Source organism: Variovorax rhizosphaerae (genome assembly GCF_037889975.1).
Lineage (GTDB): Bacteria > Pseudomonadota > Gammaproteobacteria > Burkholderiales > Burkholderiaceae_C > Variovorax > Variovorax rhizosphaerae.
Window position 1 is genome coordinate 304,384 of the sequence record NZ_JBBKZT010000010.1, and the last position, 25,078, is coordinate 329,461.

The following is a 25,078-nucleotide window of genomic DNA, read 5'->3' on the forward strand; positions in this document are numbered from 1 at the left end:
TGCGGTGTTGGCTACGGCGTAACAAGCGCTGCGCGCAATTGTTAGCCTATGCCGCAACTGGCGTTGTCACCGCACGAGAGTGCGGTTCCGCGCCGCAAACCCGACCTCGGCGCCCTCGCTACGAAATCTTCACGCCTTCAGACGCTGGCTCCACCCGCTTTGGTGCGTTTGAATGCGAGAAGACGTATGACACCGTCTATTCCAAGGCGGGCACACACAGTGGCGCCACAAGAAACTACTGCCGTTGAAATGACCGAATCCGTTCTCCCCCCAGGCTTCATGGCCGTGCACGGCAACCACCCCGAAGCCTTGCGCGACCTGATGCTGGCTTGGTTGGATCGCCACCCATTGGCGCCGCTGGAAGACGAGTGCGTGCTGGTGCAGAGCAACGGCGTGGCGCAGTGGCTCAAGCTCTCGCTGGCGCGCGATGCGGGCCAAGGCGGCGTGGGCGTGGCCGCGGCGATCCGCACCGAACTGCCTGCCAGCTTCATCTGGCAGGCCTACCGGGCCGTGCTCGGCGCGCAGCACGTGCCGGCCGCTTCGCCTTTCGACAAGACCCTGCTGACCTGGCGCCTCATGCGCCTGCTGCCTGCGCTGCTGGCCGAGGAAGTCTTCGCGCCGCTGTCGCGCTTCCTCGTCGACGACAGCGACCTGCGCAAGCGCCACCAGCTGGCCGAGCGCCTGGCCGACCTGTTCGACCAGTACCAGGTCTACCGGGCCGACTGGCTCGCCGCCTGGGCCGCGGGACAGGACACCATCTCGACCTCGCGTGGCGGCAAACAACCCGTCCCGCCCGAGCTGCGCTGGCAGCCAAGGCTCTGGCGCGCGCTGCTCGATGACGTCGGCCCCGAAGGCGCCACAAGCAGCCGTGCCGCCGTGCACCAGCGCTTCATGGCCGCCGCATCGGAATGGCAGGGCGAGCGGCCCGCCGGCTTGCCGCGCCGGCTGGTGGTCTTCGGCATCTCCTCGCTGCCGCAGCAGTCGCTCGAAGTGCTGGCCACGCTCGCACGCTGGGTGCAGGTGCTGATGTGCGTGCACAACCCCTGCGAGCACGACTGGTCGCACATCGTGGCAGACAAGGACCTGCTGCGCGCCGAACGCTGGCGCCAGCAGCGTCGTCCCGGCAGCGAAGGCCCCATCGCCGACGAGGCGCTGCACCTGCATGCGCAACCCCTGCTCGCCGCATGGGGCAAGCAGGGCCGCGACTTCATCCGCTTGCTCGACGTGCATGACGAGCAGGCGACCTATGCACAGCGCTTCGAGGCCATTGGCCGTGCCATCGCCTGCTTCGACGCCAACCCGCAGGACACGATGCTGCGCCAGTTGCAGGACGACATCCGCGACCTGCGCCCGCTCGCCGAAACGCGCGCGACCTGGCCCGCCATCGACCCGCGTGCCGATCGCTCGATCGCCTTCCACGTCACGCACGGCCCGCAGCGCGAGGTCGAGGTGCTGAACGACCAGTTGCTCGCCGCCTTCGCCGCCGACGCCACGCTGCACCCGCGCGACGTGATCGTGATGGTGCCGGACGTGGCCACCTATGCCCCGCACATCCAGGCCGTGTTCGGCCTGCTCACGCCGGATGATGCGCGCCACATCCCCTTCACGCTGGCCGACCAGGGCCAGCGCCACCACGATCCACTGCTCGGCGCACTGGAAAAGCTGCTCGCGCTGCCACAGTCGCGCATCGCGGTGAGCGACGTGCTGGACTGGCTGGAGGTGCCTGCGCTGCGCGCGCGCTTCGGCATCGAGGAAAGCCAGTTGCCGCTGCTGCACCGCTGGATCTCCGCCGCCAACATCCGCTGGGGCCTGCATGCCGAGCAACGCCAGTCCCTCGACCTGCCCGAAGCGCTGGCGCAGAACAGCTGGGACTTCGGCCTGCAACGCATGTTGCTGGGCTACGCCGTGGGCTCCAGCGGGGCCTGGGCCGGCGTGGAGCCGCTCGACGAAGTGGGCGGTCTCGATGCCGCCCTGCTCGGCCCGCTGGTGCAACTGTTGACAACCCTCGAAGCCCACTGGCGCACGCTCGCCACGCCGGCCACGCCCAAGGTCTGGGGCGAGCGCCTGCGCGCGCTGCTGGCCGACTTCTTCGAGACCGGCGAAGACGCCGATGGCTTCACGCTGATGCGCCTTGGCACGTCGCTGCAGGACTGGCTCGCCGCCTGCGACAACGCTGTACTGGTCGAGGAACTGCCGCTGTCGGTGGTGCGCGAACACTGGCTCGCGCAGATCGACCAGCCCACGCTCAACGCCACCTTCTTCGCCGGGGCCGTGACCTTCGCGACGCTGATGCCGATGCGCGCCATTCCCTTCCGTGTGGTCGCGCTGCTGGGCATGAACGACGGTGACTATCCGCGCAGCCGCGTGCCGATGGACTTCGACCTCATGGGCCACGACTACCGCCCCGGCGACCGCTCGCGCCGCGAGGACGATCGCTACCTGTTCCTCGAAGCGCTGCTGTCGGCGCGCGAGAAGCTGCACATCAGCTGGGTCGGCCACAGCATCCTGGACAACTCCGAGCGGCCGCCCTCGGTGCTGGTGGCGCAGTTGCGCGACCACCTGGCTGCGGGCTGGCGGCTGGCCGGGGACGAGGACTTGCCGCAAGACAAGGCCGGCAAGCAACTGTTGCACGCGCTGACGGTCGCGCACCGGCTGCAGCCCTTCCACCCGGCCTACTTCACGCAGGGTGGCGATGACCGCCTGTTCAGCTATGCCACCGCATGGCGCGCTCAGGCTGCAACTTCGATCGACGAGGCGCCCGACCACGAGCTGTCCCCGCGTCCCTTCGAAGGCCCCTTGACCCTGCGCATGCTCACGGACTTCCTCAAGGAGCCGCCACGCGCGTTCTTCCGCCTGCGACTGGGCGTGTTCCTCGATGACCGCGAGAGCGAAAGCGAGGACCATGAGCCCTTCGACCTCAACGCCCTCGAGAACTGGAAGCTGCAGGACGAACTGATCCAGTCGCAACGCAGCGCACTGGAAGCCGGCGCGTCGCGCGAAGACGCGATGGACGGTCTGCTCGAACGCATCGCTCGCCGTGGCGCGCTGCCGGCCGGCCCCTTCGGCGTGCTGCAGCAACAAGCATTGGCCGAGCCGATGGAGCCCATGTTCACCGAGTACGCCAAGGCCCAGGCCGAATGGCCCACTGTGCTGCCCGATGAAGCGCTGTACCACTTGCCCGATGGCTTGGACAAATCGATGCGCCTCGTCGACTGGCTCGGCGGCCTGCGCGTCAACGCGAGCGGCGAAAGGTGCCGACTGGTGCTCCACAGCGGCAGCCTGGTCAAGGACGACCGCTATCGGCGCGACAAGCTGCACCCGTTCTGGATCGCCCATGTCGCCGCCCATCTGGATGGCGGCTCGATGACCACCCGCATCATCAGCAAGGCCGGCAACGTGATCCTGCAACCGCTGGACCCCGCGGACGCCCGCGCATGGTGGTCCGCGCTGCTGGACGCATGGCAGCAGGGCCAGCGCCGGCCGCTACCGTTGGCACAACAGACGGCCTTCGCCTGGCTCGACGCCGGCGGCACGCAGGCCGAGGTACCGCACGAAGCCGCGTTCGAGGCGGCACGCAAGTGCTATGGCGACGCGCGCGTCCCGGGCAGCGGCGAGATCCAGTTCAGCGACTACCTGCTGCGCGCCTTCCCCGACTTCGACGCGCTCTGGTCCGACGGTGAATTCGCGCGATGGACGCTCGACCTGCTCAAGCCCCTCGGCGACGCCGTCGGCAACGCACGCCTCAAGGCAGCCAAGGGCGCACCGACCGCCGCCAAGGAAAGCGCATGACCACCACGCCGCCCTTGCTTCAACCGCTCACTTTCCCGCTGCGCGGCAGCCGCCTCATCGAGGCCAGCGCCGGCACTGGCAAAACCTTCACCATTGCCGCGCTGTACCTGCGCCTCGTGCTCGGCCACGGCGGGCCGGCCGCCTTCACGCGCGCGCTGACGCCGCCCGAAATCCTTGTCGTCACCTTCACCGAGGCGGCGACCAAGGAGCTGCGCGACCGCATCCGCGCGCGCCTGGCCGAAGCCGCCGAAGCCTTCGCGGTCGACCCGTCCACCGTCGACCTCGCAGCTCCCAGCAACGACCTGCTCCACCAGCTGCGCGCCGACTATCCGTCCACCGAATGGCTCGCCTGCGCACGCGCGTTGCGCTTGGCCGCTGAGTGGATGGACGAGGCAGCCGTGTCGACCATCCACGGCTGGTGCAACCGCATGCTGCGCGAGCACGCCTTCGACAGCGGCGCCCTGTTCACGCAGACCCTCGAAGCCGACCAGGCCGAGCTGCGCGCCGAGGTGCTGCGCGACTACTGGCGCACCTTCTTCACGCCGCTGTCGCTCGAAGATGCGAAGCGGGTGAGCGAATGGTGGGCCACGCCGAAAGTGCTGGCGGACTCGGTCCGCAACCTGCTGACGTTGACCCCATCGCTCGAAGCGGGCACGGAGCCCACCGTCGCACTGAAGGCCGCACGCGAGCAAACGGTACGCGAGCTCGCCAACATCAAGGCGCCATGGACGAAGTGGGCCGACGAGCTGGAAGCGATCTTCGACAAGGCCTGCGCGGCCAAGCAGGTCGACGGCCGCAGGCTGCAAGCCCGCTTCTACCAAGCCTGGCTGGGCGACCTGCGCGACTGGGCCCATGGCGATACGGTGCAGCCCCTGTCCAAGAACAGCACCGCATGGACCCGCCTCACCCCCGATGGCATGGCCGAGGCTTTCACCAAGGGCGTGCCAGCCCCCGACCATCCCGCGCTCGACGACATGCTCACCCTGCGCGACCGCCTGGCCGCGCTCCCCGACGCCCACGACGACGTCCTGCGCCATGTCGCCCACTGGTCCGCCGCCCGCCTCGCCACCGAGCAGGCCCGCCGCGCCGAGATGGGTTTCGACGAACTCCTCACCCGCCTCGACGCCGCCCTGCAAGGCCCCAACGGCACCCGCCTGGCCGCCCTGATCCGCAACCAATTCCCCGTCGCCCTCATCGACGAATTCCAGGACACCGACCCGCTGCAGTACCGCATCTTCGACGCGGTGTACGGCGTGGCGGCCAACGCACAGGACACGGCCCTGGTGCTGATCGGCGACCCCAAGCAGGCCATCTACGCCTTCCGCGGCGCCGACATCCACACCTACCTGGCCGCACGCCGCGATGCTGCCGATCGTCATTCCACGCTCGGCACCAACTACCGCTCGACCACGGCGATGGTCGATGCGGTCAATCGCGTATTCCAGCTGGCCGAAGATCGCGCGCAAGGCCAAGGCGCCTTCCTGTTCCGCACCGAAGACGAGAACCCCCTGCCCTTCCTCTCCGTCGAAGCCCAAGGCCGCAAGGAACACTGGACCCGCGACAACGCACCCGCCCCCGCCCTCACCTGCTGGACCGTCGAAGGCGGCGAGACCGTCAGCAGCGGCGATGCGATGCAGTCCATGTCCGCAGCCTGCGCGACCGAGATCGTGCGCCTGCTGGCCGAGGGCCTGGCGGGCGCCACCGGGTTCACCGACGACGCCACCGCCACGCTGCGCCCCGTGCAACCGGGCGACATCGCGATCCTCGTCAACAAGGGCAGCGAGGCAGCGGCCGTTCGCCAGGCCCTGAGCGCACGCAACGTCCGCAGCGTCTACCTCTCCGACAAGGGCCTGGTCTTCCAGAGCCCCGTCGCCGTCGAACTGGAACGCCTGCTCACCGCCTGCGCCGAACCCGATGACGACCGCCCGCTGCGCGCCGCCCTCGCCTGTGCCGTGCTCGCCCTGAGCTGGCATGAGCTGGACCGCCTCAACCATGACGAACTCGCCTGGGAAGACCGCGTCCTGCAGTTCCGCCGCTACCAGCAGATGTGGCAGCGCCAGGGCGTGCTGCCCATGCTTCGCCAACTGTTGCAGGACTTCGCCGTGCCGCAGCGCCTGCTCGCCGCCGGCGACGACCGCACCCTCACCGACCTGCTGCACCTGGCCGAACTGCTGCAGCACGCCAGCATCCAGGTCGAGGGCGAGCACGGCCTGATCCGCTGGCTGTCCGAGCAGCGCGGCGAGAGCGAGACCGACAACGAGAACGACGCGCGCAAGCTGCGCCTGGAAAGCGACGCCGACCTGGTCAAGGTGGTGACGGTGCACAAGTCGAAGGGCCTGGAATACCCGCTGGTCTTCCTGCCCTTCGCGACCGCCTTCCGCCCTGCCAGCCCGAAGGACCTGCCGCTCAAATGGCACGACGACGAGGGCCGCCTCGTGGTGGCATTGCAGGCCGACGACGAAGCCGTCGCACGCGTGGATGCCGAGCGCCTGGGCGAAGACCTGCGCAAGCTCTACGTCGCCCTCACGCGGGCCCGCTACGCGACCTGGGTGGGCGTCGCGCCGCTGGCCGGCGTGGAGCGCAGCGCGCTCGGCTACCTGCTGGGTGGCGGGCATCTGCTGCCCCCCTCGGCACTCAACACGGCACTCGATGCACTGGTGCAGGATGCCGACTTGTGCATAAACGTCCAGCCCGCACCCGAGCCCGACGACACGCGCTATCAGCCCCCGGCCACCACGGTCCTCCCTGCCCCCGAACCACCGCTGCCCGCCGGCCCGCGCGAAAGCTGGTGGATCGCCAGCTACTCGGCCCTGCGCAGCACGGGCGCGTTCGACGACACGCCCGTCGACGACACCACACCCGCCCTGCCCCCGGCCATGCTACCCAGCCCCGCCACGGCCGCCGAGGACATCTACGCCGAGAGCCGCGCCGGCAGCGAGTCCATCACCGACGACGCCGATGCGGCGCCATCGACCGACGCCACCATCGGCGGCCTGCACGGCTTCCCGCGCGGCGCCGGCCCCGGCACCTTCCTGCACAGCCTGCTCGAATGGGTCGGCCGCAAGGGCTTCGCCCGCGTGCATGCCGATGCGGAAGCGCAAGCCGACCTGGCCGACCTCATCGCGCGCCGCTGTAACCTCAACGGCTGGAGCACCTGGATCGAGCCCTTGCGCAGCTGGATGCTCGACTGGCTCGGCACGCCGCTGAAGCTCGATGCGCATCTGCCAGGCTCGACACCCGTCAGCCCCTCGACGCTCGGCCGCGTGCAGATCGAGATGGAGTTCTGGCTCGCCGCGCAACAGGTCGACACGCGCGCGCTCGACGCACTCGTCACCCGTCACACCCTCGACGCCGCGCACCGCCCGATGCTCCTGCCGCAGCAGGTCAACGGCATGCTCAAGGGCTTCATCGACCTGGTCTTCGAGCACGAGGGCCGCTACTACGTGGCCGACTACAAGTCCAACTGGCTCGGCCCGCGCGATGCCGACTACACGCCCGCTGCGCTGCGCCATGCCGTGCTGCACCACCGCTACGAACTGCAATACGTGCTCTACATCTTTGCGCTGCATCGACTGTTGCGATCGCGCCTGCCCGACTACGACTACGAGCGCCATGTCGGCGGCGCCGTCTACATCTTCCTGCGCGGCCATGCGGCGCCGGGCCAGGGCCTGCATTACGAACGACCGCCGAAGGTGCTGATCGATGCGCTCGATGCGCTGTTCAGCGGTGCGACTGCGGAGGTTGCAGCATGAACGCCGCGCCGGGCCGCCCCAAGCAAGTTCGCACCGCAGCGCGCAGCGCGGAGGTCTCTCTATGACCACCACAGTCTTCCTCCGCCCCCTCCCCACCCGCCACGCGCCGCTGCTCGCCGACCTCGACACCTGGGTCACCCAAGGCTGGCTGCGCGCCCTGGACCTGGCCTTCGCCGCCTTCCTCGCGCAGCAGGCGCCGGACGCCGACCCGCTGCTGATCCTCGGCGCCGCGCTCGCCAGCCACCAACTCGGCCGCGGCCATTCCTGCCTCGACCTGCGCGCCGCATTGGCCAATGCCGGCCAGGCCCTGTCGATGCCCCCCGAAGGCGTGGCCCGCGCCACCACCGAAGGCACGCCGCCCACACCCCCGTCGACCCTGCTCGCCGGCGTGACCTTGGCCAAGTGGCACAAGGCCCTCAAGCACGCCACGCTGGTGTCGGCCGGCCCGGGCACGACCCCGCTGGTCCACGTCGGCGACCGCCTCTACCTGCGCCGTTACTGGCAGTACGAGCAGTCCGTCAGCGAGGCCATCGCCCAGCGCGTGGCCCTTTCCATGCCGGCCGCGGCGCCCGAGGCGCAAGCCAGCCTCGCCGAATCTCTCGACGCCCTGTTCCAGCACCGCGACGGCGCCAACACCGACTGGCAGAAGGTCGCCTGCGCCATCGCCGTGCGGCAGGGCTTCAGCATCATCACGGGCGGCCCCGGCACCGGCAAGACCACCACCGTCGTGCGCCTGCTGGCGGTGCTGCAACACCTGGCGCTGTCGGAGCGCGGTGGCGGCGACGACGACAACAGCAAAGGCCGGCGGCTCCGCATCCGCCTGGCCGCCCCCACCGGCAAGGCCGCGGCGCGGCTCAACGAATCCATCGCCAGCGCCGTCGCCGCCCTGCCCCTCGGCGCGCTGGCCGATGCCGAAGCCGTGCGCGCCGCCATCCCCACCGAGGTCACGACCGTGCACCGCCTGCTCGGCAGCCGCCCCGACACGCGGCACTTCCGGCACAACGCGCACAACCCGTTGCCGCTCGACCTGCTGGTGCTCGACGAAGCCTCGATGCTCGACCTGGAGATGATGGCTTCCGTCTTCGCCGCCCTGCCGCCCAAGGCCGCCCTGATCCTGCTCGGCGACAAGGACCAGCTCGCGTCCGTGGAAGCCGGCGCCGTGCTCGGCGACCTGTGCGCCCGCGCCGATCCCGGCCACTACACCGTCGACACCGCCGCGTGGCTGCAAGCCGTCACCGGCGAGCTGTTCGACGCGGCGCTCTGCGACGCCAAGGGCACCCCGCTGGACCAGGCCGTCGTCAAGTTGCGCGTGAGCCACCGCTTCAGCGCGAGCAGCGGCATCGGCAAGCTGGCCGAGGCCGTCAACGCCGGCGACGGCCCGGCCGTGCGGCGCATCTTCGACAGCCGGAAGCACGCCGACATCGCGCACCGATGGCCGATCGACGACGCGTCGCTGCGCCGCCTGGTGGTCGACGGCGCACCGGAAGGCTTCGCGGGCCTGGGCTTGGGCCGCCTCGACGGAAACAACAAGCGGTCGGTGCCGCCCCCCGTGGGCTATCGCCACTACCTGACGCTGATGCGCGAGCGCCAGCCGGCCATCGATGCGCCGCAACCCGCGTTCGACACATGGGCGCAGGAGGTTCTGGCCGCCTACGGCAAGTTCCAGCTGCTGTGCGCCCTGCGCAGCGGCCCGCATGGCGTGGAAGGCCTGAACCCGCGCATCGCCGCACTGCTGCGCACCGAAGGCCTGCTCGAAGCCGAACACGGCGGCTGGTACCCCGGCCGCCCGGTGCTGGTCACGCGCAACGACTACGGCCTGGGCCTGATGAACGGCGACGTCGGCGTGACGCTGGCGCTGCCCGCCACCCTCCCCGGCGAGAAGCGCCCCCGCTGGACCTTGCGCGTGGCTTTCGCGACCGGCGATGGCACGGGCGGCATCCATTGGGTGCTGCCGAGCCGGCTGCGCGCGGTGGAGACCGTGTTCGCGATGACGGTGCACAAGTCGCAGGGCTCGGAGTTCGCGCACACGGCGCTGCTGCTGCCGGACCGGGCCAGTCCGATCGTGACGCGGGAGCTGGTCTATACGGGGATCACGCGGGCGCGGGACTGGTTCACGTTGGCGGCTGCGCCGGAGGTGCTGGAGGGGGCGATTGGGCGGAGGGTGGATCGGGTGGGTGGGTTGGCGGCGCGGTTGGCGGGGTGAGTGCTGAGCCTCACCACTCCTATGCGACTTGCCGTGCTGCTGCTGATGGTGGGTGTGCTTGCGGCGCCTGCACGAGCGAACTAAGGGTGGCATATGGCATTGCAGTGGAACTCTCTTCGTCTGTAACGACTAGGCGATCGGCGAGTCGAAGAAGGTATTCACCGGCCCTTGGGCTAGTACACGCACCGCGCGCAACTGTTGGCCGCGAAGCGATGCGTTGACATGTCCAATCGCCGCGCTACCTGGCCGCCCGAAGTCCCGTCTCGGTAGCATCGCAGGCTCGGATACACAGGGTTTAGTTGGCCAGCGGCTGTCCCCCCGGGAGCTTTATCGGCTTCTGCATGGATACACATACGTGTATCCATGCACTATCATCGAGCGATGTCGCACAAAGATTCAGGCATGCGCATACGCGTGGAAAGGGAACTGCGTGAAGCGTTTATTCAGGCCTGTCGGTCGCAAAACGTCGTCGCAGCCGACGTGTTGCGCGATTTCATGCGGGCTTTCACCGAGAAGCAGCAACTGGGCCAATCTGACCTCTTTGCTAGTCGTGAGAAAAAACAAAAATGACCATGCAGACCGAACAACAACTCATTGCGATGTGCCTTGCACTCTTGGACGGGCGAAGCAACCTTTCACCCGCTGAGCAAGAGCTTGCCGCAACCGCAACGATACCGATAGAAGCGGCCCACCTTCAACAGACACGGCAGGCAATCGCTGACCGTGCCGACCCTCTTGGCGAAGCGTTCTTGTCGGTGCGTTCAGCACACGACAGACGCGCGGCAGGAGCGGTGTATACCCCGCAGCCGGTAGTTCAATCAATGATGAGTTGGCTCGCTGCGCAAGGCCTCCCTAAGCGCGTCATCGATCCAGGCGCAGGGTCCGGGCGATTCATTCTTGCCGCGGGGGAAGCCTTTCCAAGTGCAGAACTTGTCGCCATCGAAACGGACCCCTTGGCCGCGTTGATGTTGCGAGCAAACCTAAATGCACGCGGTTGGGCCGAGCGCACAACGGTGATGCTCAAGGACTATCGTCAAGTCGAGCTGCCAAAGTGCGCGGGAAAAACGGCTTTCGTTGGAAATCCGCCGTACGTGCGACATCACGACATCTCGGAGAATTGGAAGGCTTGGTACGCCTCGCGTTTTGCGGATTTTGGAATCAAGGCAAGTGGGCTCGCCGGCCTTCATCTGCACTTTTTTCTGCAAACGCGGTTGCTAGCGAAGGCCGGTGATGTGGGGGCATTCATCACCTCAGCCGAATGGTTGGATGTCAACTACGGCTCGGCATTGCGCAAGCTGCTGCTTGACGAGTTGGGTGGCATTGCGTTGCATGTCCTAAAGCCAACTGTCGAAGCTTTCCCCGGCACAGCAACCACGGCTGCAATAACTTGCTTTCGCGTAGGGGAAAGGGACGCACCGTTACGCGTCCGATCCGTTGAAAAGCTAGCCAGCCTAAATGGGCTGACTGTAGGTAGCGACATACCCCGCGGCGAACTGCAAGAAGCGCCTCGATGGTCGATCATCGTTCGCCCGAGCGTGTCTCCTACGCTTGGGGACGTCGAACTTGGGGAACTGTTTCGCGTGCATCGCGGGCAGGTAACAGGGGCGAACGAAATCTGGATAGCAGGCGACCACGCGCAGCACCTCCCCAATCGTGTCCAGCTACCAGCAGTAACCAAAGCCAAGGATCTGATATTTGCCGGTGCGCGTCTGCACTCCACCGAGGGCCTGCGTCGTGTAATTGATTTGCCGCCGGAGCTGGACGAATTCTCGACAGAAGAACGGCAGCGCATCGCCGCTTTTCTCACGTGGGCGAAGGCGCAAGGAGCCGATCAGGGATACGTAGCGCAGCACCGCAAAGCTTGGTGGTCCGTGGGCCTTAAAGCCCCCGCACCCATCCTGTGCACGTACATGGCCCGACGCCCGCCGCAGTTCACACTTAATTCGTGCGGCGCACGACACATCAACATCGCTCATGGGCTGTATCCGCGCAAGCCACTGGAACCCGAAACGATGACCCGTCTCGTGGGATGGCTCAACGCAAACATCAATACCGATAGTGGAAGGACTTACGCCGGCGGCCTGACTAAGTTCGAACCAAAGGAAATTGAACGCTTACGAGTCCCACACTTGGATGCCCTCCATCACGTCTGAAGGTCTCCGCGCACGTTGAGGTCGCCTTCCACAGCCATTCAAAGACAAACTGGATTGTTACAGACTTCGGTCCGGTGTCAGGGCAAAGGTCAATCCTGCTTAGGTCTGACTGTCTATCCACGCTTCAAAAGCTGTGAGATCGTGTGACCAAAACACTTCGACTTCAGCCTCATGCAATCGGATGACATCTTTTGGCGCAATCACACCTTGCAATAGCGCTGCGGTCTTAACAAAACTCCCCCAGTGTGTTTTCCATGCTGTAGCCTTTTTAAGAATGTCGTTGACCCGCTTAACCGAGTTGGTCTGGTCATTTGAGACCTTGCACTCCATAGCGAGTACAACAGTGTTTCGCAGACCCATAGCGATATCGACTTCCTGCGGAGTTGCCGCTGCGGTGGCGTACCGTGTTTTGTGCATGAAGTGCCGGAGGGGAAGTTCTGCTCGAGTATCCAAGAGGCTCCCTGGCCGCCTAATCCATCCTTTCCGCTGAAGCATGCTTATGACTGCACCCTCCTGCGCAACGGCCGCCTTCCCGCGCTGCAAAGTTACAAACTGCTGATTCGCGATTGACGGTGCAACAGACCAAAGGAGTCTCCGCAATTCACGAGGGAACGGCCGCCGCCCAGCGTCCAGCCACGGGGTAAGAGACTGCGATCGCCGAGCCAAAAATACTGCCGCCGCGTTTTGCGCTTGCAGTACGGGCATAGGTCTCCTGGTCCGTCCTGCATCTGGAGGTCTTTCGGTGCTTTTCCGCCATGTTGGGCACATCAGCGCGAACTGATCTTGGCTGGTTGGCGGCGCCATGATGTGTCTGAATACCAGCATGTGCGTACCACTAGCACGAAGTGCTGCTGGAATGTCTGTTAGGAACGTTGAGGCTCGCAAGGCGTCGGCGATCAACTGACGCGAAAGTCGCAGCGCGCCGTGCCAATCACTAGCGTCTCGCACCGGTGTTCGCGACAGGATGTATCGTTGCTTAGCAAGCTGAGCTTCGTTGGTGTGGAGCGCCACCTGTGCGGGCGTCAACGTTGCCATTCGCCACCCCGTACTTTTTTCTTTAACAGTTTAGCAACGTTCGAGCAACGGGGAATTAAGTTGTTTTTTATTGTCATCGCAACAACTCTATCAAAGGCTACCTGCGTTTTTGTTAGCCATTCGCATTGGCGCGCAATCTTTTCGAATGGTGCCGACGACCTTGCCGCTTGTCGCTGCGCCGATTCAGGACCCTTCGCGCCGAAATAGGCAGGTCGAAATGTCCACGACCTGTCCTGCTTGACTTGCGAGCCGCGAGCGGCAGACAGGGACCGGCAAGACACCAGGGTTGCCAAAGCTGAGCGGCGAGCAAAAGCAAAAGACCCGCTACGCTGCGACGCGTGCGGGTCTTGATGCAGGATGTGACGCTGTGAAATATGGTCCCGCCGCCAGGAATCGAACCTGGATCTCAGCCTTCGGAGGGCCGAATTCTATCCGTTGAAATACAGCGAGAGAGGGTTGTGCTCCGGTTGGGCCGGAGCCTTGGATTATCGCCTATTGCGCGTCGTTCGCGGCGGCTGCCACCAACTTGGGTGGGGTTTCGGCCCGCAGCCCCGGCCGGTCGAAGCCCAGCCCCGCCAGGAAGGCGTTGAAGTTGCGCCGCCCGGCCGGCACCAGCGCGAAGGCCTCGGGGTCGAGCAGCCAGCTCTGGATCAGCCCGGCGATCAGCGCGTGCAGCCCCTGCGCCGCCATCGGCGCGGGCACGGTCAGCCTGACGCGTGAGCGGCGCGCCGCCAGGCGCAGCGCCTTTTCGAAATCCGCCACGCAGGCGTTCGCGCTTTCCAGGTGGCGCCGGTGCAGCGACGCGGTCTCGCCCGCGTACTCGACCTTCTGCGTGGCCACCTCGAACACGCGGCGCACCTGCGGGTCGGTCGTCACCTGGCGCAGCGCGCCGAGCATGCCGCGCTCGATGACGTCGAGCGGGTCTTCGCCGGGATGGTCCTCGATGCGGGCGTCGGCCTCCAGCGGCAGGGTCACGCGTTCCATCATGGCGTGGAACAGGTCGGCCTTGTCCTTGAAGTGCCAGTAGATCGCCCCGCGCGTCGCACCCGCCCGCTCGGCGATCTGCTGCAGCGAGGTGTTCGACACCCCCTGCTGCTGGAACAGCAACTCGGCCGCGTCGAGCAGGCGATGACGGGTGGCGAGTGCTTCTTCCTTGGTACGGCGGGCCAATGTTCCTCCTGGGTTGTGGGTGTATGCGTGAACTCCCGGTAGTCCGGGCCCATTCAATATACATTCACCGACGTATGTAAACTAGCGGACTTGCCCGGACCCGCATTGCCACGGTTTTTGCTTGGCTCTGTAGACTGCGCCGGGTCCCCTCTCTCCCCGCTGCCCTGCTCACTGGAAGGAATCGCATGCCTGCATCGCATGTCACTCAACGTTTGTCGTTTTCGGTGCGCGCTGTCGTTGCCGCCGCCGCCACGGTGGCGCTGCTGACACTGGCCGCCTGCGGCAAGAGCGAAGCGCCGGCAGCAGCTGGCGGTGCGCCGGGTGGTGCCGGTGGTGGCGGCAAGCCGCCGGCACCTGAAGTCGGCGTGGTGATCGCCACGCCGGGCGAAGTCGGCCTGGTGACGGAACTGCCGGGCCGGCTGGAAGCCTCGCGCATCGCTCAGGTGCGCGCCCGCGCCGCCGGCATCCTGCAGGAGCGCCTGTTCCGCGAAGGCAGCGACGTGAAAGCCGGCCAGCCGCTGTTCAAGATCGATCCGGCCCCGTATGCCGCCGCCGCGCAGAGTGCCGCCGCTGCGCTGGCCCGGGCCGAGGCCAATGCCGCGCAGGCCAAGGAACTGGCCGGGCGCTACAAGCCGCTGGTCGAAGCCAATGCGGTGAGCAAGCAGGAATACGCCACGGCCGTGGCCGCCGCCAAGGCGACCGAGGCCGACGTGGCCGTGGGCCGCGCCGCGCTGGCCACCGCCAGGATCAACCTCGGCTATGCCTCCGTGACGGCGCCCATCTCCGGACGCATCGGCCGCGCGCTGGTCACCGAAGGCGCGCTGGTCGGCCAGGGCAACGACGTGACGCAGCTCGCGGTGATCCAGCAGATCAACCCGCTCTACGTGAACTTCACCCAGTCGGCCACCGACACGCTGAAGCTGCGCCGCGCCCTGCAGGACGGCCAGTTCAAGCGCGCCGCGGGCGAGAACGCCGCCAGCGTGCGCATCGTGCTGGAAGACGGCAGCGAATACGCACAGCCCGGCAAGCTGCTGTTCACCGACCTCACGGTGGACCCGACCAGCGGCCAGGTCACGCTGCGGGCCGAGGTGCCCAATCCCAAGGGCGAACTGCTGCCGGGCCTCTATGTGCGGGTGCGCATCGAGCAGGCGCAGATCAACAACGCGATCACGATTCCGCAGCAGGCCGTCACGCGCACGCAGCAGGGCGACACGGTGTCGGTGGTCGATGCCGAGGGCAAGATCACCAAGCGCACCGTCAAGATCGACGCCGCCCGCAACAACCAGTGGGTGGTGCTCGACGGGTTGAAGGCCGGCGAACAGGTGATGGTGGACGGCTTCCAGAAGCTGCAGATGATGCCGCCCGGCACGCCGGTGAAGGCGGTGCCGTGGAAACCGGTGGCTGCCGCCGGCGCCCCTGCCGCTGCGCCCGCTCCCGCAGCTGCGCCTGCCGCTGCTGCACCTTCTCCCGCTGCTGCCGCACCTGCCGCTGCCGCATCCGCCCCGGCTGCCGCAGCGCCCGCCCCTTCTGCCGCACCTGCTGCCCCCGCCGCCGCGCCGGCCGAACCGGCCCCGGCCGCGAAGCAGTAAGGAGCGCGCCCGCATGGCCAAGTTCTTCATCGAGCGCCCGATCTTCGCGTGGGTGATCGCGCTGTTCATCATCGTGATGGGCAGCGTGGCGATCACGCAGTTGCCGATCTCGCAATACCCTCCCGTGGCGCCGCCCGCCATCGTCGTCAGCGCGGCCTATCCCGGCGCGTCGGCGCAGACGCTGGAGGACAGCGTGCTGTCCGTCATCGAGCGCGAGATGAATGGTTCGCCCGGGCTGATCTACATGGAGTCGGTCGCACAGGCCGACGGCACCGGCACCATCACGATCAGCTTCCAGACCGGCACCAACCCCGACCTCGCGCAGGTGGACGTGCAGAACCGCCTCTCGCGGGCCACGCCGCGCCTGCCCGCCGCAGTGACGCAGCAGGGCGTGCGCGTCGACAAGTCGCGCAGCAACTTCCTGCTGTTCACCATCCTGTCGTCCGACAACCCGGCCATCGACACCACCGCGCTGGGCGACTACGCGGCGCGCAACGTGGTGCCGGAGCTGCAGCGCCTGCCCGGCATCGGCCAGGCCCAGTTGTTCGGCACCGAGCGCGCCATGCGCATCTGGATCGACCCGGCCAAGCTGCAGGGCCTGAACCTGTCGGCGAGCGACGTCAACGCAGCCATCCGCGCGCAGAACGCGCAGGTGTCATCGGGCACGATCGGAGACCTGCCGAACGTGGCGGGCCAAAGCATCGCGGCGACGGTGGTAGTCAACGGCCAGCTCTCATCGGTCGAGCAGTTTGGCAACATCGTGCTGCGCGCCAACACCGACGGCTCCGCCGTGCGCTTGAAGGACGTGGCCCGCATCGAGCTGGGCGGCCAGGCCTATGCGACGGCGGCCCGCCTGAACGGCCAGCCGGCCGTGGGCATCGGCGTGCAGTTGGCGCCGAGCGGCAACGCACTGGCCGCGGCCAAGGCCACCCGCGACAAGATGACGGAGCTGTCCAAGTACTTCCCGCAGGGCGTGAAGTGGATCATTCCGTACGACAGCTCGCGCTTCGTCAGCCTCTCCATCACCGAGGTGGTGAAGACGCTGCTGGAAGCCGTGGCGCTGGTGTTCGTCGTGATGTTCCTGTTCCTGCAGAACTGGCGCTACACGATCATTCCGACCATCGTGGTGCCGATCGCCCTGCTCGGCACCTTTGCCGTGCTGTTCGCGCTGGGCTTCTCGATCAACGTGCTGACCATGTTCGGCATGGTGCTGGTGATCGGCATCGTGGTGGACGATGCGATCGTGGTGGTGGAGAACGTCGAGCGCATCATGAGCGAGGAAGGCCTGCCGCCGCTCGAGGCCACGCGCAAGGCGATGAAGCAGATCTCCGGCGCCATCATCGGCGTGACGGTGGTGCTGATTTCGGTGTTCGTGCCGCTGGCCTTTTTCTCGGGCTCCACCGGCAACATCTACCGGCAGTTCTCGGCGGTGATGGTCGCGTCCATCGCCTTCTCGGCCATGATGGCCTTGTCGCTGACGCCAGCGCTGTGCGCGACCTTGCTGAAGCCGGTCGAGGCCGGGCATCACCATGAGAAGACGGGCTTCTTCGGCTGGTTCAACCGCGGCTTCAGCAGCACGGCCAAGGGTTATGAAAGCCTGGTCGCGCGCATCCTGAAGCGAGCGGCGCGCTACCTGATCATCTACCTGGCCATCATCGCCGCGGTGGTGTACGTGTTCCGCAGCCTGCCCACCTCCTTCCTGCCGCAGGAAGACCAGGGCAACATCATCGTCAACGTGCAGTTGCCACCAGGCGCCACGCAGGAGCGCACGCTGTCGGTGATGAAGCAGGTGGAGGACTTCATCCTCAAGCAGCCTGAAGTGCAGAGCATGGTGGGCGTGCTGGGCTTCAGCTTCTCGGGCCAGGGGCAGAACGCGGGCCTCGCCTTCGTGACGCTGAAGGACTGGGAGGAGCGCCACGACCCGAGCCATTCGGCCGAGGCGCTGGCCGGGCGCGCGTTCGGCGCGCTGATGGGTGTGCGCGATGCGTTCATCTATCCGCTCTCCCCGCCGCCCATCCCTGAACTGGGCACCGCGAGCGGCTTCACCTTCCGCCTGCAGGACCGCGGCGGCATGGGCCATGAGGCGCTGGTCAACGCTCGCAACCAGTTGCTCGGCATGGCCAGCCAGAGCAATCTGCTGACGCAGGTGCGACCCGACGGCCTGGAAGACGCACCGCAACTGCAGATCGACATCGACCGCGACAAGGCCAATGCGCTGGGCGTGACCTTCGATGCGATCAACACCACGCTGTCGACCGCGCTGGGCTCGGCCTACATCAACGACTTCCCGAACCGCGGACGCCTGCAGCGCGTGGTGGTGCAGGCCGATGCGCCGGCCCGCATGCAGCCGGGCGACCTGCTGAAGCTCAACGCCAGCAACAACCAGGGTCAGCCCGTGCCGCTGAGCGCCTTCGCAAGCACGCGCTGGGTCAACGGCGCGCAGCAGACGGTGCGCTACAACGGCTATCCGGCGATCCGCATCTCGGGCTCTGCCGCACAGGGCTACAGCTCGGGCGCGGCGATGGAGGAGATGGAGAAGCTGGCATCGCAACTGCCGGCCGGTTTCGGCTTCGAATGGACCGGCCAGTCGCGCGAGGAAAAGCTCGCAGGCGCGCAGGCGGTGATCCTCTACGGCTTCTCGATCCTGGCGGTGTTCCTGAGCCTGGCCGCGCTGTACGAGAGCTGGACCATTCCGCTCGCGGTGATCCTGGTGGTGCCACTGGGCGTGCTGGGCGTGCTGCTGGCGACCATGCTGCGCGCGTATTCGAACGACGTGTACTTCCAGGTGGGGCTGATCACGATCATCGGCTTGTCGGCGAAGAACGCGATCCTGATCATCGAGTTCGCGAAGGACTTGCAGGCGTCCGGCAAGGGCATCATCGAGTCGGCACTGGCTGCCGCGCACCTGCGGTTCCGGCCGATCATCATGACCTCGCTGGCCTTTGGCCTGGGCGTGTTGCCGCTGGTGCTGGCCTCGGGTGCGGGCTCGGCCAGCCAGCGTGCGATCGGCACCGGCGTGCTGGGTGGCATGGTGACCGGCACCACGCTCGCGGTGCTCTTCGTCCCGGTGTTCTTCGTGGTGGTGCGCACGCTGTTCAAGGGCAGCAAGCGCCAGCATGAAGCGGACTTGCGCCATGCGCAGGCCGCGGGCATCCAGGCAGAAGCCCATGACTGATCGCGAGCACGCCATGTCTTCACGCAGCATGAAACTCATCCCCCTCGCGCTGGCGGCGGCCCTGTTCATCAGCGGCTGTTCGCTGGCGCCGACCTACCAGCGCCCCGCCGCACCGGTGCCGACCGTGTTCCCCGGCGATCCTTCGCAGCCCGGCGGCCCGGCGGCATCGACCGTGGCCTGGCAGGACTTCTTCACCGATCCGCGCCTGGCCCGGCTCATCGAGACGGCGCTGGCCAACAACCGCGACCTGCGCATCTCGGTGCAGAACATCGAGCAGGCGCGCGCGCAGTTCCAGGTGCAGCGCTCGGCGTTGTTCCCGAATGTGGGCGCATCGGCCGCCGGCACGCGGTCCAGTCCCAATCCGTACCAGGCGCTGGGCTTTGGCGGCAGCGTGTCGTCGCAATACTCGGTCAATCTCGGCATCACCGCCTGGGAGCTGGACTTCTTCGGCCGCATCAGCAGCTTGAAGGACGCGGCGCTGGCCCAGTACCTCGCCACAGAAGATGCGCGCAATGCGGCGCAGATCGCCCTGATCGCCGCGGTGGCCAATGGCTGGCTGCAACTGCTGGCGGATGAAGAGTTTCTGGAAATCACGCGCCAGACGCTGGCCACACGCGAAGACACGCAACGCCTGACCAAGATGCGCTTCGACAACGGCGTGTCTTCCGACATCGACTACCAGTCGTCCACCTCGCTGGCCGAGAACGCGCGTGCGGCCTTGGCCTTGCTGCAGCGTCAGCGAATCCAGGACGAGAACGCGCTGGCCTTGCTGCTGGGCGCGCCGGTGCCGCCCGAATCGATGGCTGGCATCCGCAGCCTCGAAGACGCCAGGCCCATGGCCGACGTGCCCGCCGGCCTGCCTTCCGACCTGCTGGCCGACCGGCCCGACATCCGCGCGGCCGAGCAGCAGTTGATCGCCGCCAATGCCAACATCGGCGCGGCGCGCGCGGCCTTCTTCCCGCGCGTGGCGCTGACCACCTCGATCGGCACGCAGAGCTCGCAGTTCTCCAACCTGTTCGACAGCGGCACCAAGGCCTGGGTGTTCTCGCCGCAGATCACGCTGCCGATCTTCGATGCGGGTCGCAACCAGGCCAACCTCGACTCGGCACGTGCCAGCCGGGAGATCGCCGTGGCGCAGTACGAGAAATCGATCCAGAGCGCCTTCCGCGAAGTGGGCGACGCACTCGCCGGCCGGCAGACGCTGGGCGAGCAGGTGCGTGCATTGCGTGCGGCCACGGCGGCGGAGAGCGAGCGGCTGAAGCTCAACACCTTGCGCTGGCGCAACGGCATTGCCAGTTCGCTGGACCTGCTGGATGCGCAGCGCTCGCTGTTCCTCGCGCAACAGGCCTCGGTGCAGGGGCGACTGCAGCAATTGCAGAACCAGGTCACGCTCTACAAGGCGCTGGGGGGCGGGTGGAAGGGATAGGCGGCGGCAGAAACCTTTGTTCCGCACCCCGAGGGCATGCGAACGCCCTCCCTATAATCGCCGGTTGATTTGCAGACCCCCGAGAAGCCCCCGATTTTGAGGACGCCAATGAGCGCAGACCCGCATTACCAGGCCACAGAAGAAGCCCACACCGGCCCCATCAAGAATCCCAAGCAGTTGCTGCTGGCGGTTTTCTTCTCGTTTGTCGTACCGATCGGGATCATCTTTGCACTGGTGGCCTACGTGGTGTCGGGCTCGCAGCCCGCCGGCGCGGCCAAGACCGAGCTCAACTTGTACGGCGTGACCAAGGAAGCGCGCGACAAGGAAGTGGCCGAGCGCCTGAAGCGTGTCGGCAGCATCGAGATCCGCGACGCCAACCGGCCGCTCGCACAGGGCGAAGCGGTGTTCAAGGCGCAATGCGCGGCTTGCCACGGCACCCCCGGGCTGCCGACGGCGCCGCACTTCGGCGATGCCGCCGGATGGGCGCCGCGCATCGGCCAGGGCTATGCCACGCTGCTCGAGCATGCGCTCAAGGGCAAGGGTGCCATGCCGGCCCAGGCCGGCGGCGACTTCGAAGACCTCGAAATTGGCCGCGCGGTGGTCTACATGGCCAATTCGGGCGGCGCCAAGTTCCCGGTGCCGGACCGGCCGGCCGCAGGTGCTGCGCCTGCGGCGGATGGTGCGGCTCCGGCTGCGGCGCCTGTTGCTGCGGCTGAAGCGGCACCAGCTGCTGCTGCTGCTGCTGCTGCGCCGGCTCCTGCCGCCGCACCGGCTGCCACCGCTGAATCGGCACCTGCAGCACCGGCTCCCGCCAAGTAAGCAGGCGGAATCTCTTCAAGCCGAAGCCGACCCGTTGGGTCGGCTTTCTTTTTTGCGCTTGGATTCTTCACGAGCCGGCTTGCGGTCGGCGCACCCGCTGCGGCCCGTATTCGAGGCGCCAGCGCCATAGAGCACATGCTCCAACTATCGACCGGTTCTAGCTTTTGCCGACTACGCCTTCAGCGGGAAGATACGTCCATACCAACTGAAACCCAAAGGAAACAAGCCATGACGAACCAATCCATCACCACCGTTGCCAACCACGTCGTTGCCCAGTACAGCGCTGCCGGCAAGACCCTGAACAAGGCCTACCGCGCCACCGCCGTGCGCATGCTCGACGACGCCAAGGCCCGCCTCGTGTCGGCGCTGGACGCACGTTCGATCCCCATGATCGACGACAACATCAAGTCGCAACTCGTGAACGCACAGCAAGTGCTGGCCGGCTACATGCTCAAGGGCGTACAGACCGCGCACGACCAGGCCAACCAGGCCATCGACACGATCGCCAAGCGTGCCAACAGCAGCATCGAATCGATGTCGAGCACCGTGGCCCGCGTCGAATCGTCCTTCGAACTCGGCAACCTCGACGCCGTGCGCACGCTGAACGCGCCGATCGTTTCGCTGGTGTCGCAACTGGCCGACAAGATGGTTGAAGGCGCCAAGGCTGTGGAAGCGCGCCTCGCGACGGTCACGGAAGAAATGACCGAAGTGGCTGTGATCGCCAAGCCGGCGCGCGCTGCCCGCAAGGGCTGAAGCGTCTGAGGCTGCGGGCTGCGCAACTTGTGCAGGCTGCGTCGAGGCGACGGGTCGGTGCCCTCACCCCAGCCCTCTCCCCGGGGGAGAGGGGCCAGGCAGGACACGTGGCCTGCGCCATGGCCAGGAATGATCACCCAGCCATCCAAAACAAAACGCCCTCCGGTAAGCCGGAGGGCGTTTTCATTGGCAAGGGGCTCGCGTTGAACGAAGCGTCTGCCGACCGCGCACCGCGCGTCCGTCATTCGAGGGCGGTTACTTCCGCGACGAATGCATCGCCGCAGGGCTCATGACATGCCCGAAGCGTGTGGGCAAATCGGCGGCCAGGACGTCCTCCGGCTGCCAGCGCCCTTGCTCGATCACTTCCGCCGCCACGCCCACATCCTGCGTATGGACAAGCCCCAACCCGGCATCTGCCACCAGGTAGAGCTTTCCGGATTCGTCCATCAGGCAGGCAGTGGGCTCGGCCGCCACGCCGGTGTGCGCCGTGACGGCGAAGTCGCCTTCAGCAATCCGCCACACCAGCGGCGCTGCTTCCAGTTCCACATACACGCGCTGCGGCCCGTTCTGGAAGAACCACTGGCCCGCCTCGTCGTGCTCGTAGTTGCGCTGGATGAAGTCGATCAGCTTGGCATGCGCCAGCAGCGAGCCCCGCGCCTCGACGAACGGCCCCGCCGCCTGCGTGCGGTCGTCCCGCAAATACCAGTTTCCACGCGCATCGAGGCCGAGCCAGCCGTAGCAATGCGGCACGTTGGGCCATTTGGCAATGGCTTGCTTGACGATGTCATCCATGCGGACATTTTGCGCGCATCGGCCCAGGCGTTCGACATTGAAAAGGCAATGGCATTGCTTCGTGGCAGGTTCACACGCAATCCTCGCTTCTCCAGGAATCTTTGCTCCGATATGATTCGGACGCGTTCGTTTGCACGCCAACGGAACGCACAGGGAGGATGGCAAGACAAGGACTGCGGAACACCGCGGCAGGCTGTCCTGGGATGTATTCGACACATCGGACAGCAATGCCAAGCAGGTTCTTTTCGTTCGGCTTCGATCAGCGCAAGCGCTTGATCACTCTCTCGTTCCCCCACGACGACGCCCCCCAGGTCACCGACACCCACGGCCGCAAGGCCGACGTCCACATCGTCATCGACCGTCTCGAAGCCGAAGAGGCGCTGAGCCGGGACTTCCGCTACACGCTGCACCTGCTGGCCGACAGCGCCAGGCTCAAGCTCAAGGACATGCTCGGCAAGCTGCTGGTCGTCTCCCTCGTTCGCCCCGACGGCAGCCTGCGCTACTTCACCGGGTACTGCTTCGAGTTCACCCTCGTGAAGGCCGATGACGGTGTGGCCCACTACATCGCCGTGCTGCGCCCCTGGCTGCACTACCTCACCCTCCGCAGCAACAACCGCGTGTTCCTCGCGCAAACGCTCGAAGCCCAGACCACCACCATCTTCGCGGACTACGGCGCGTTGCCGCAATGGCGCTGGGTCGCCACCTCGGATGACCCGCAAATCACCATGGCCTGCCAGGGTGGCGGCGTCGGCGAATCGGATGCCAACTACCTCCATGCCCGCTGGGAAGCGCTCGGCCTGAGCTATCGCTACGAGCATGCGAAGGACGGCCACACGCTGGTGCTCACCGACGACACCACCATCGGCCCGGCCATCGACGGCGCGAGTCCCGAGATCCGCTTTCACAGCGCTGGCGGCCCGGCTGAAGAAAACGCCATCAAGGCCTTGGCCCCGACACGGCAAGGCATCCCCACCGAATACTCCGCCATCGGTTTCAACTTCAAGAACCCGCGCCCGGTCCACGCGATCACCATCACCCACCACCAGCCCGGCGACATGCCCCGGCTCGAAGTGCACGAGTACACGGGCGCCTATGGCCTGCGCTCCAATGGAAGCCAGGAATACGTCGAACGCCGCGCCGATGAACTCGACGCCGTTGCCAAGTACCACCAGGCCGAGAGCAACAACTACCAGGTGCAACCGGGCCGCTGGTTCCAGTTGACCGAGCACTTCGGCGTCAAGAGCAGCACAGACAACGACACCAAGTACTTGATCGTCTCGGCCGTCCACACCGCGAGCAACAACTACCTGCAGGAAAGCGGCAAGCCCGCCGAGTACAGCAACACCTTCGTCGCCTCCCGGCGCTACGTCTACTGGCGCCCCGGCCGCGGCTACAACAGCACCCGTGTGCAAGTGCTGGCCCCACAGACCGCCACCGTGGTCGGTCCGGAGGGTGCGGGCTCGCTGCACGTGGATCAGTACGGTCGAATAAGAATCCAGTATCACTGGGATCGCGAAGGAAAGCACACCGCATGGGTGCGCGTCAGCAGCAGCTGGGCCGGAGGAGAAACCGGCATGGTCTCGCACCCGCGCGTCGGCTCCGAGGTGGTCGTGGTGCATCTGGACGGCTGCCCCGACCACCCCTTGGTCACTGGGGTGGTCTACAACGCCTGGCGCATGCCGCCGTGGGAACTGCCGAGCCAGAAAGCGCTCACGGGCCTGCGCAGCCGCGAGCTTCAGGGTGACAGAGGCAATTCACCGGCTGGCCGCAGCAACCACGTGCTGCTGGACGACACCGAAGGCAAGATCCAGGCGCAGATTCGCAGTGACCACGATGCGAGCCAGTTGAGCCTCGGGCACATCACGCGGATCGAGCGCAACGTGGGGCGGCAGGACCCCAGAGGGCAGGGGTTCGAACTGCGCTCGGACGGGCATGGGGCTGTCAGGGCGGCGGAAGGCATGCTGCTCACGACCGAATCGCGCGCCAGCGCAAACGCACACATCACGGACATGGGCGAGACCGTCGCGCGCCTCACGGCGGGACGCGATCAGCATGAATCGCTGAGCGATACCGCCCAGCAGGCCAAGGCCCACCAGAGCGGCGACCAGGATGAAGTCGCCAAGGCCTTGAAGGAGCAGAACAACGAGCTCGCGGGCAGCGGAGGCAATCGCGAGCAAGGGCAGTTCCCCGAACTCAGTGAACCACACCTCGTTCTGGCCAGCCCAGCGGGCATCGAAAGTACGACGGCCGGAACTACGCACCACGCGAGCTTTAAGCATCACGCGATCACGAGCGGCGCCCACACCAGCCTTATCAGGCTGCTGAAATACTCCCCGCCGGTCGGCGCGCGATGATGCCCAAGCGTTGGAAGTTGATCCCCCGACAGTTGCAATCAAGACCCCAGAAGATGCGCGGAGCCGAT

The 25,078-nt window shown here is 66.6% G+C and carries 14 protein-coding genes and 1 tRNA gene; 11 read left to right on the forward strand and 4 right to left on the reverse strand.

Going from position 1 to position 25,078, the window contains the following annotated elements; genetic code table 11:
* Positions 1-249: 249 nt before the first annotated feature.
* The 5 genes from recC (at position 250) to WKW82_RS22750 (ending at position 11,897) form a co-directional block, all read left to right on the forward strand.
* On the forward strand, positions 250-3,789 hold the full coding sequence (gene recC, locus WKW82_RS22730; RefSeq protein WP_340344608.1) for an exodeoxyribonuclease V subunit gamma: 3,540 nt from the start codon (positions 250-252) through the stop codon (positions 3,787-3,789).
* Positions 3,786-7,541: an exodeoxyribonuclease V subunit beta gene (recB, locus tag WKW82_RS22735; RefSeq protein WP_340344609.1), complete on the forward strand. Its 3,756-nt coding sequence runs from the start codon at positions 3,786-3,788 to the stop codon at positions 7,539-7,541. Before recC ends, recB begins: the two co-directional genes overlap by 4 nt.
* 61 nt (positions 7,542-7,602) lie before the next feature.
* On the forward strand, positions 7,603-9,744 hold the full coding sequence (recD, locus tag WKW82_RS22740; protein WP_340344610.1) for an exodeoxyribonuclease V subunit alpha: 2,142 nt from the start codon (positions 7,603-7,605) through the stop codon (positions 9,742-9,744).
* Positions 9,745-10,125: 381 nt separating this feature from the next.
* Positions 10,126-10,314, forward strand: a complete 189-nt coding sequence (locus tag WKW82_RS22745) for a plasmid-related protein (protein WP_340344611.1) — start codon at positions 10,126-10,128, stop codon at positions 10,312-10,314.
* The gene (locus WKW82_RS22750) at positions 10,311-11,897 is read left to right on the forward strand and encodes an Eco57I restriction-modification methylase domain-containing protein (protein WP_340344612.1); all 1,587 of its coding nucleotides are present in this window, start codon (positions 10,311-10,313) and stop codon (positions 11,895-11,897) included. The genes WKW82_RS22745 and WKW82_RS22750 overlap by 4 nt, the downstream gene beginning before the upstream one ends.
* A 99-nt stretch (positions 11,898-11,996) precedes the next feature.
* On the opposite strand, the gene WKW82_RS22755 is transcribed toward WKW82_RS22750, so the two are convergent.
* From WKW82_RS22755 to WKW82_RS22765, 3 genes are all read right to left on the reverse strand, one after another.
* On the reverse strand, positions 11,997-12,932 hold the full coding sequence (locus WKW82_RS22755) for a XamI family restriction endonuclease (protein WP_340344613.1): 936 nt from the start codon (positions 12,930-12,932) through the stop codon (positions 11,997-11,999).
* Positions 12,933-13,307: 375 nt separating this feature from the next.
* Positions 13,308-13,382: transfer RNA gene (locus WKW82_RS22760), tRNA-Arg, on the reverse strand.
* A 42-nt stretch (positions 13,383-13,424) separates the two neighbouring features.
* A complete protein-coding gene (locus tag WKW82_RS22765) occupies positions 13,425-14,102 on the reverse strand; it encodes a TetR family transcriptional regulator (protein ID WP_340344614.1) in 678 nt (225 codons plus the stop codon).
* 185 nt (positions 14,103-14,287) lie between these two features.
* Here WKW82_RS22765 and WKW82_RS22770 point away from each other — a divergent pair, with 185 nt between their 5' ends.
* The 5 genes from WKW82_RS22770 to WKW82_RS22790 all read left to right on the forward strand — a co-directional run bounded on the left by WKW82_RS22770 (position 14,288) and on the right by WKW82_RS22790 (position 21,864).
* A complete protein-coding gene (locus tag WKW82_RS22770; RefSeq protein ID WP_340344615.1) occupies positions 14,288-15,691 on the forward strand; it encodes an efflux RND transporter periplasmic adaptor subunit in 1,404 nt (467 codons plus the stop codon).
* Between the two features lie 13 nt (positions 15,692-15,704).
* The gene (locus WKW82_RS22775; RefSeq protein WP_340344616.1) at positions 15,705-18,866 is read left to right on the forward strand and encodes an efflux RND transporter permease subunit; all 3,162 of its coding nucleotides are present in this window, start codon (positions 15,705-15,707) and stop codon (positions 18,864-18,866) included.
* A gap of 13 nt (positions 18,867-18,879) precedes the next feature.
* Complete coding sequence (locus WKW82_RS22780) at positions 18,880-20,292, forward strand: efflux transporter outer membrane subunit (RefSeq protein ID WP_340344617.1); 1,413 nt, start codon at positions 18,880-18,882, stop codon at positions 20,290-20,292.
* Between the two features lie 108 nt (positions 20,293-20,400).
* Entirely contained in the window at positions 20,401-21,111 is a 711-nt protein-coding gene (locus WKW82_RS22785; RefSeq protein ID WP_340344618.1) for a c-type cytochrome, read from the forward strand.
* A gap of 228 nt (positions 21,112-21,339) precedes the next feature.
* Positions 21,340-21,864 carry a hypothetical protein gene (locus WKW82_RS22790; protein WP_340344619.1) on the forward strand — a complete coding sequence of 175 codons (525 nt, stop codon included), beginning with the start codon at positions 21,340-21,342 and terminating at the stop codon, positions 21,862-21,864.
* 255 nt (positions 21,865-22,119) lie between these two features.
* Here the strand turns inward: WKW82_RS22790 and WKW82_RS22795 are convergent, their stop codons facing one another.
* The gene (locus tag WKW82_RS22795) at positions 22,120-22,656 is read right to left on the reverse strand and encodes a DUF2946 family protein (protein WP_340344620.1); all 537 of its coding nucleotides are present in this window, start codon (positions 22,654-22,656) and stop codon (positions 22,120-22,122) included.
* Between the two features lie 227 nt (positions 22,657-22,883).
* Between WKW82_RS22795 and WKW82_RS22800 the strand changes: the two genes are divergently transcribed.
* Entirely contained in the window at positions 22,884-25,010 is a 2,127-nt protein-coding gene (locus WKW82_RS22800; protein WP_340344621.1) for a type VI secretion system Vgr family protein, read from the forward strand.
* The last annotated feature ends 68 nt before the right edge of the window (positions 25,011-25,078 follow it).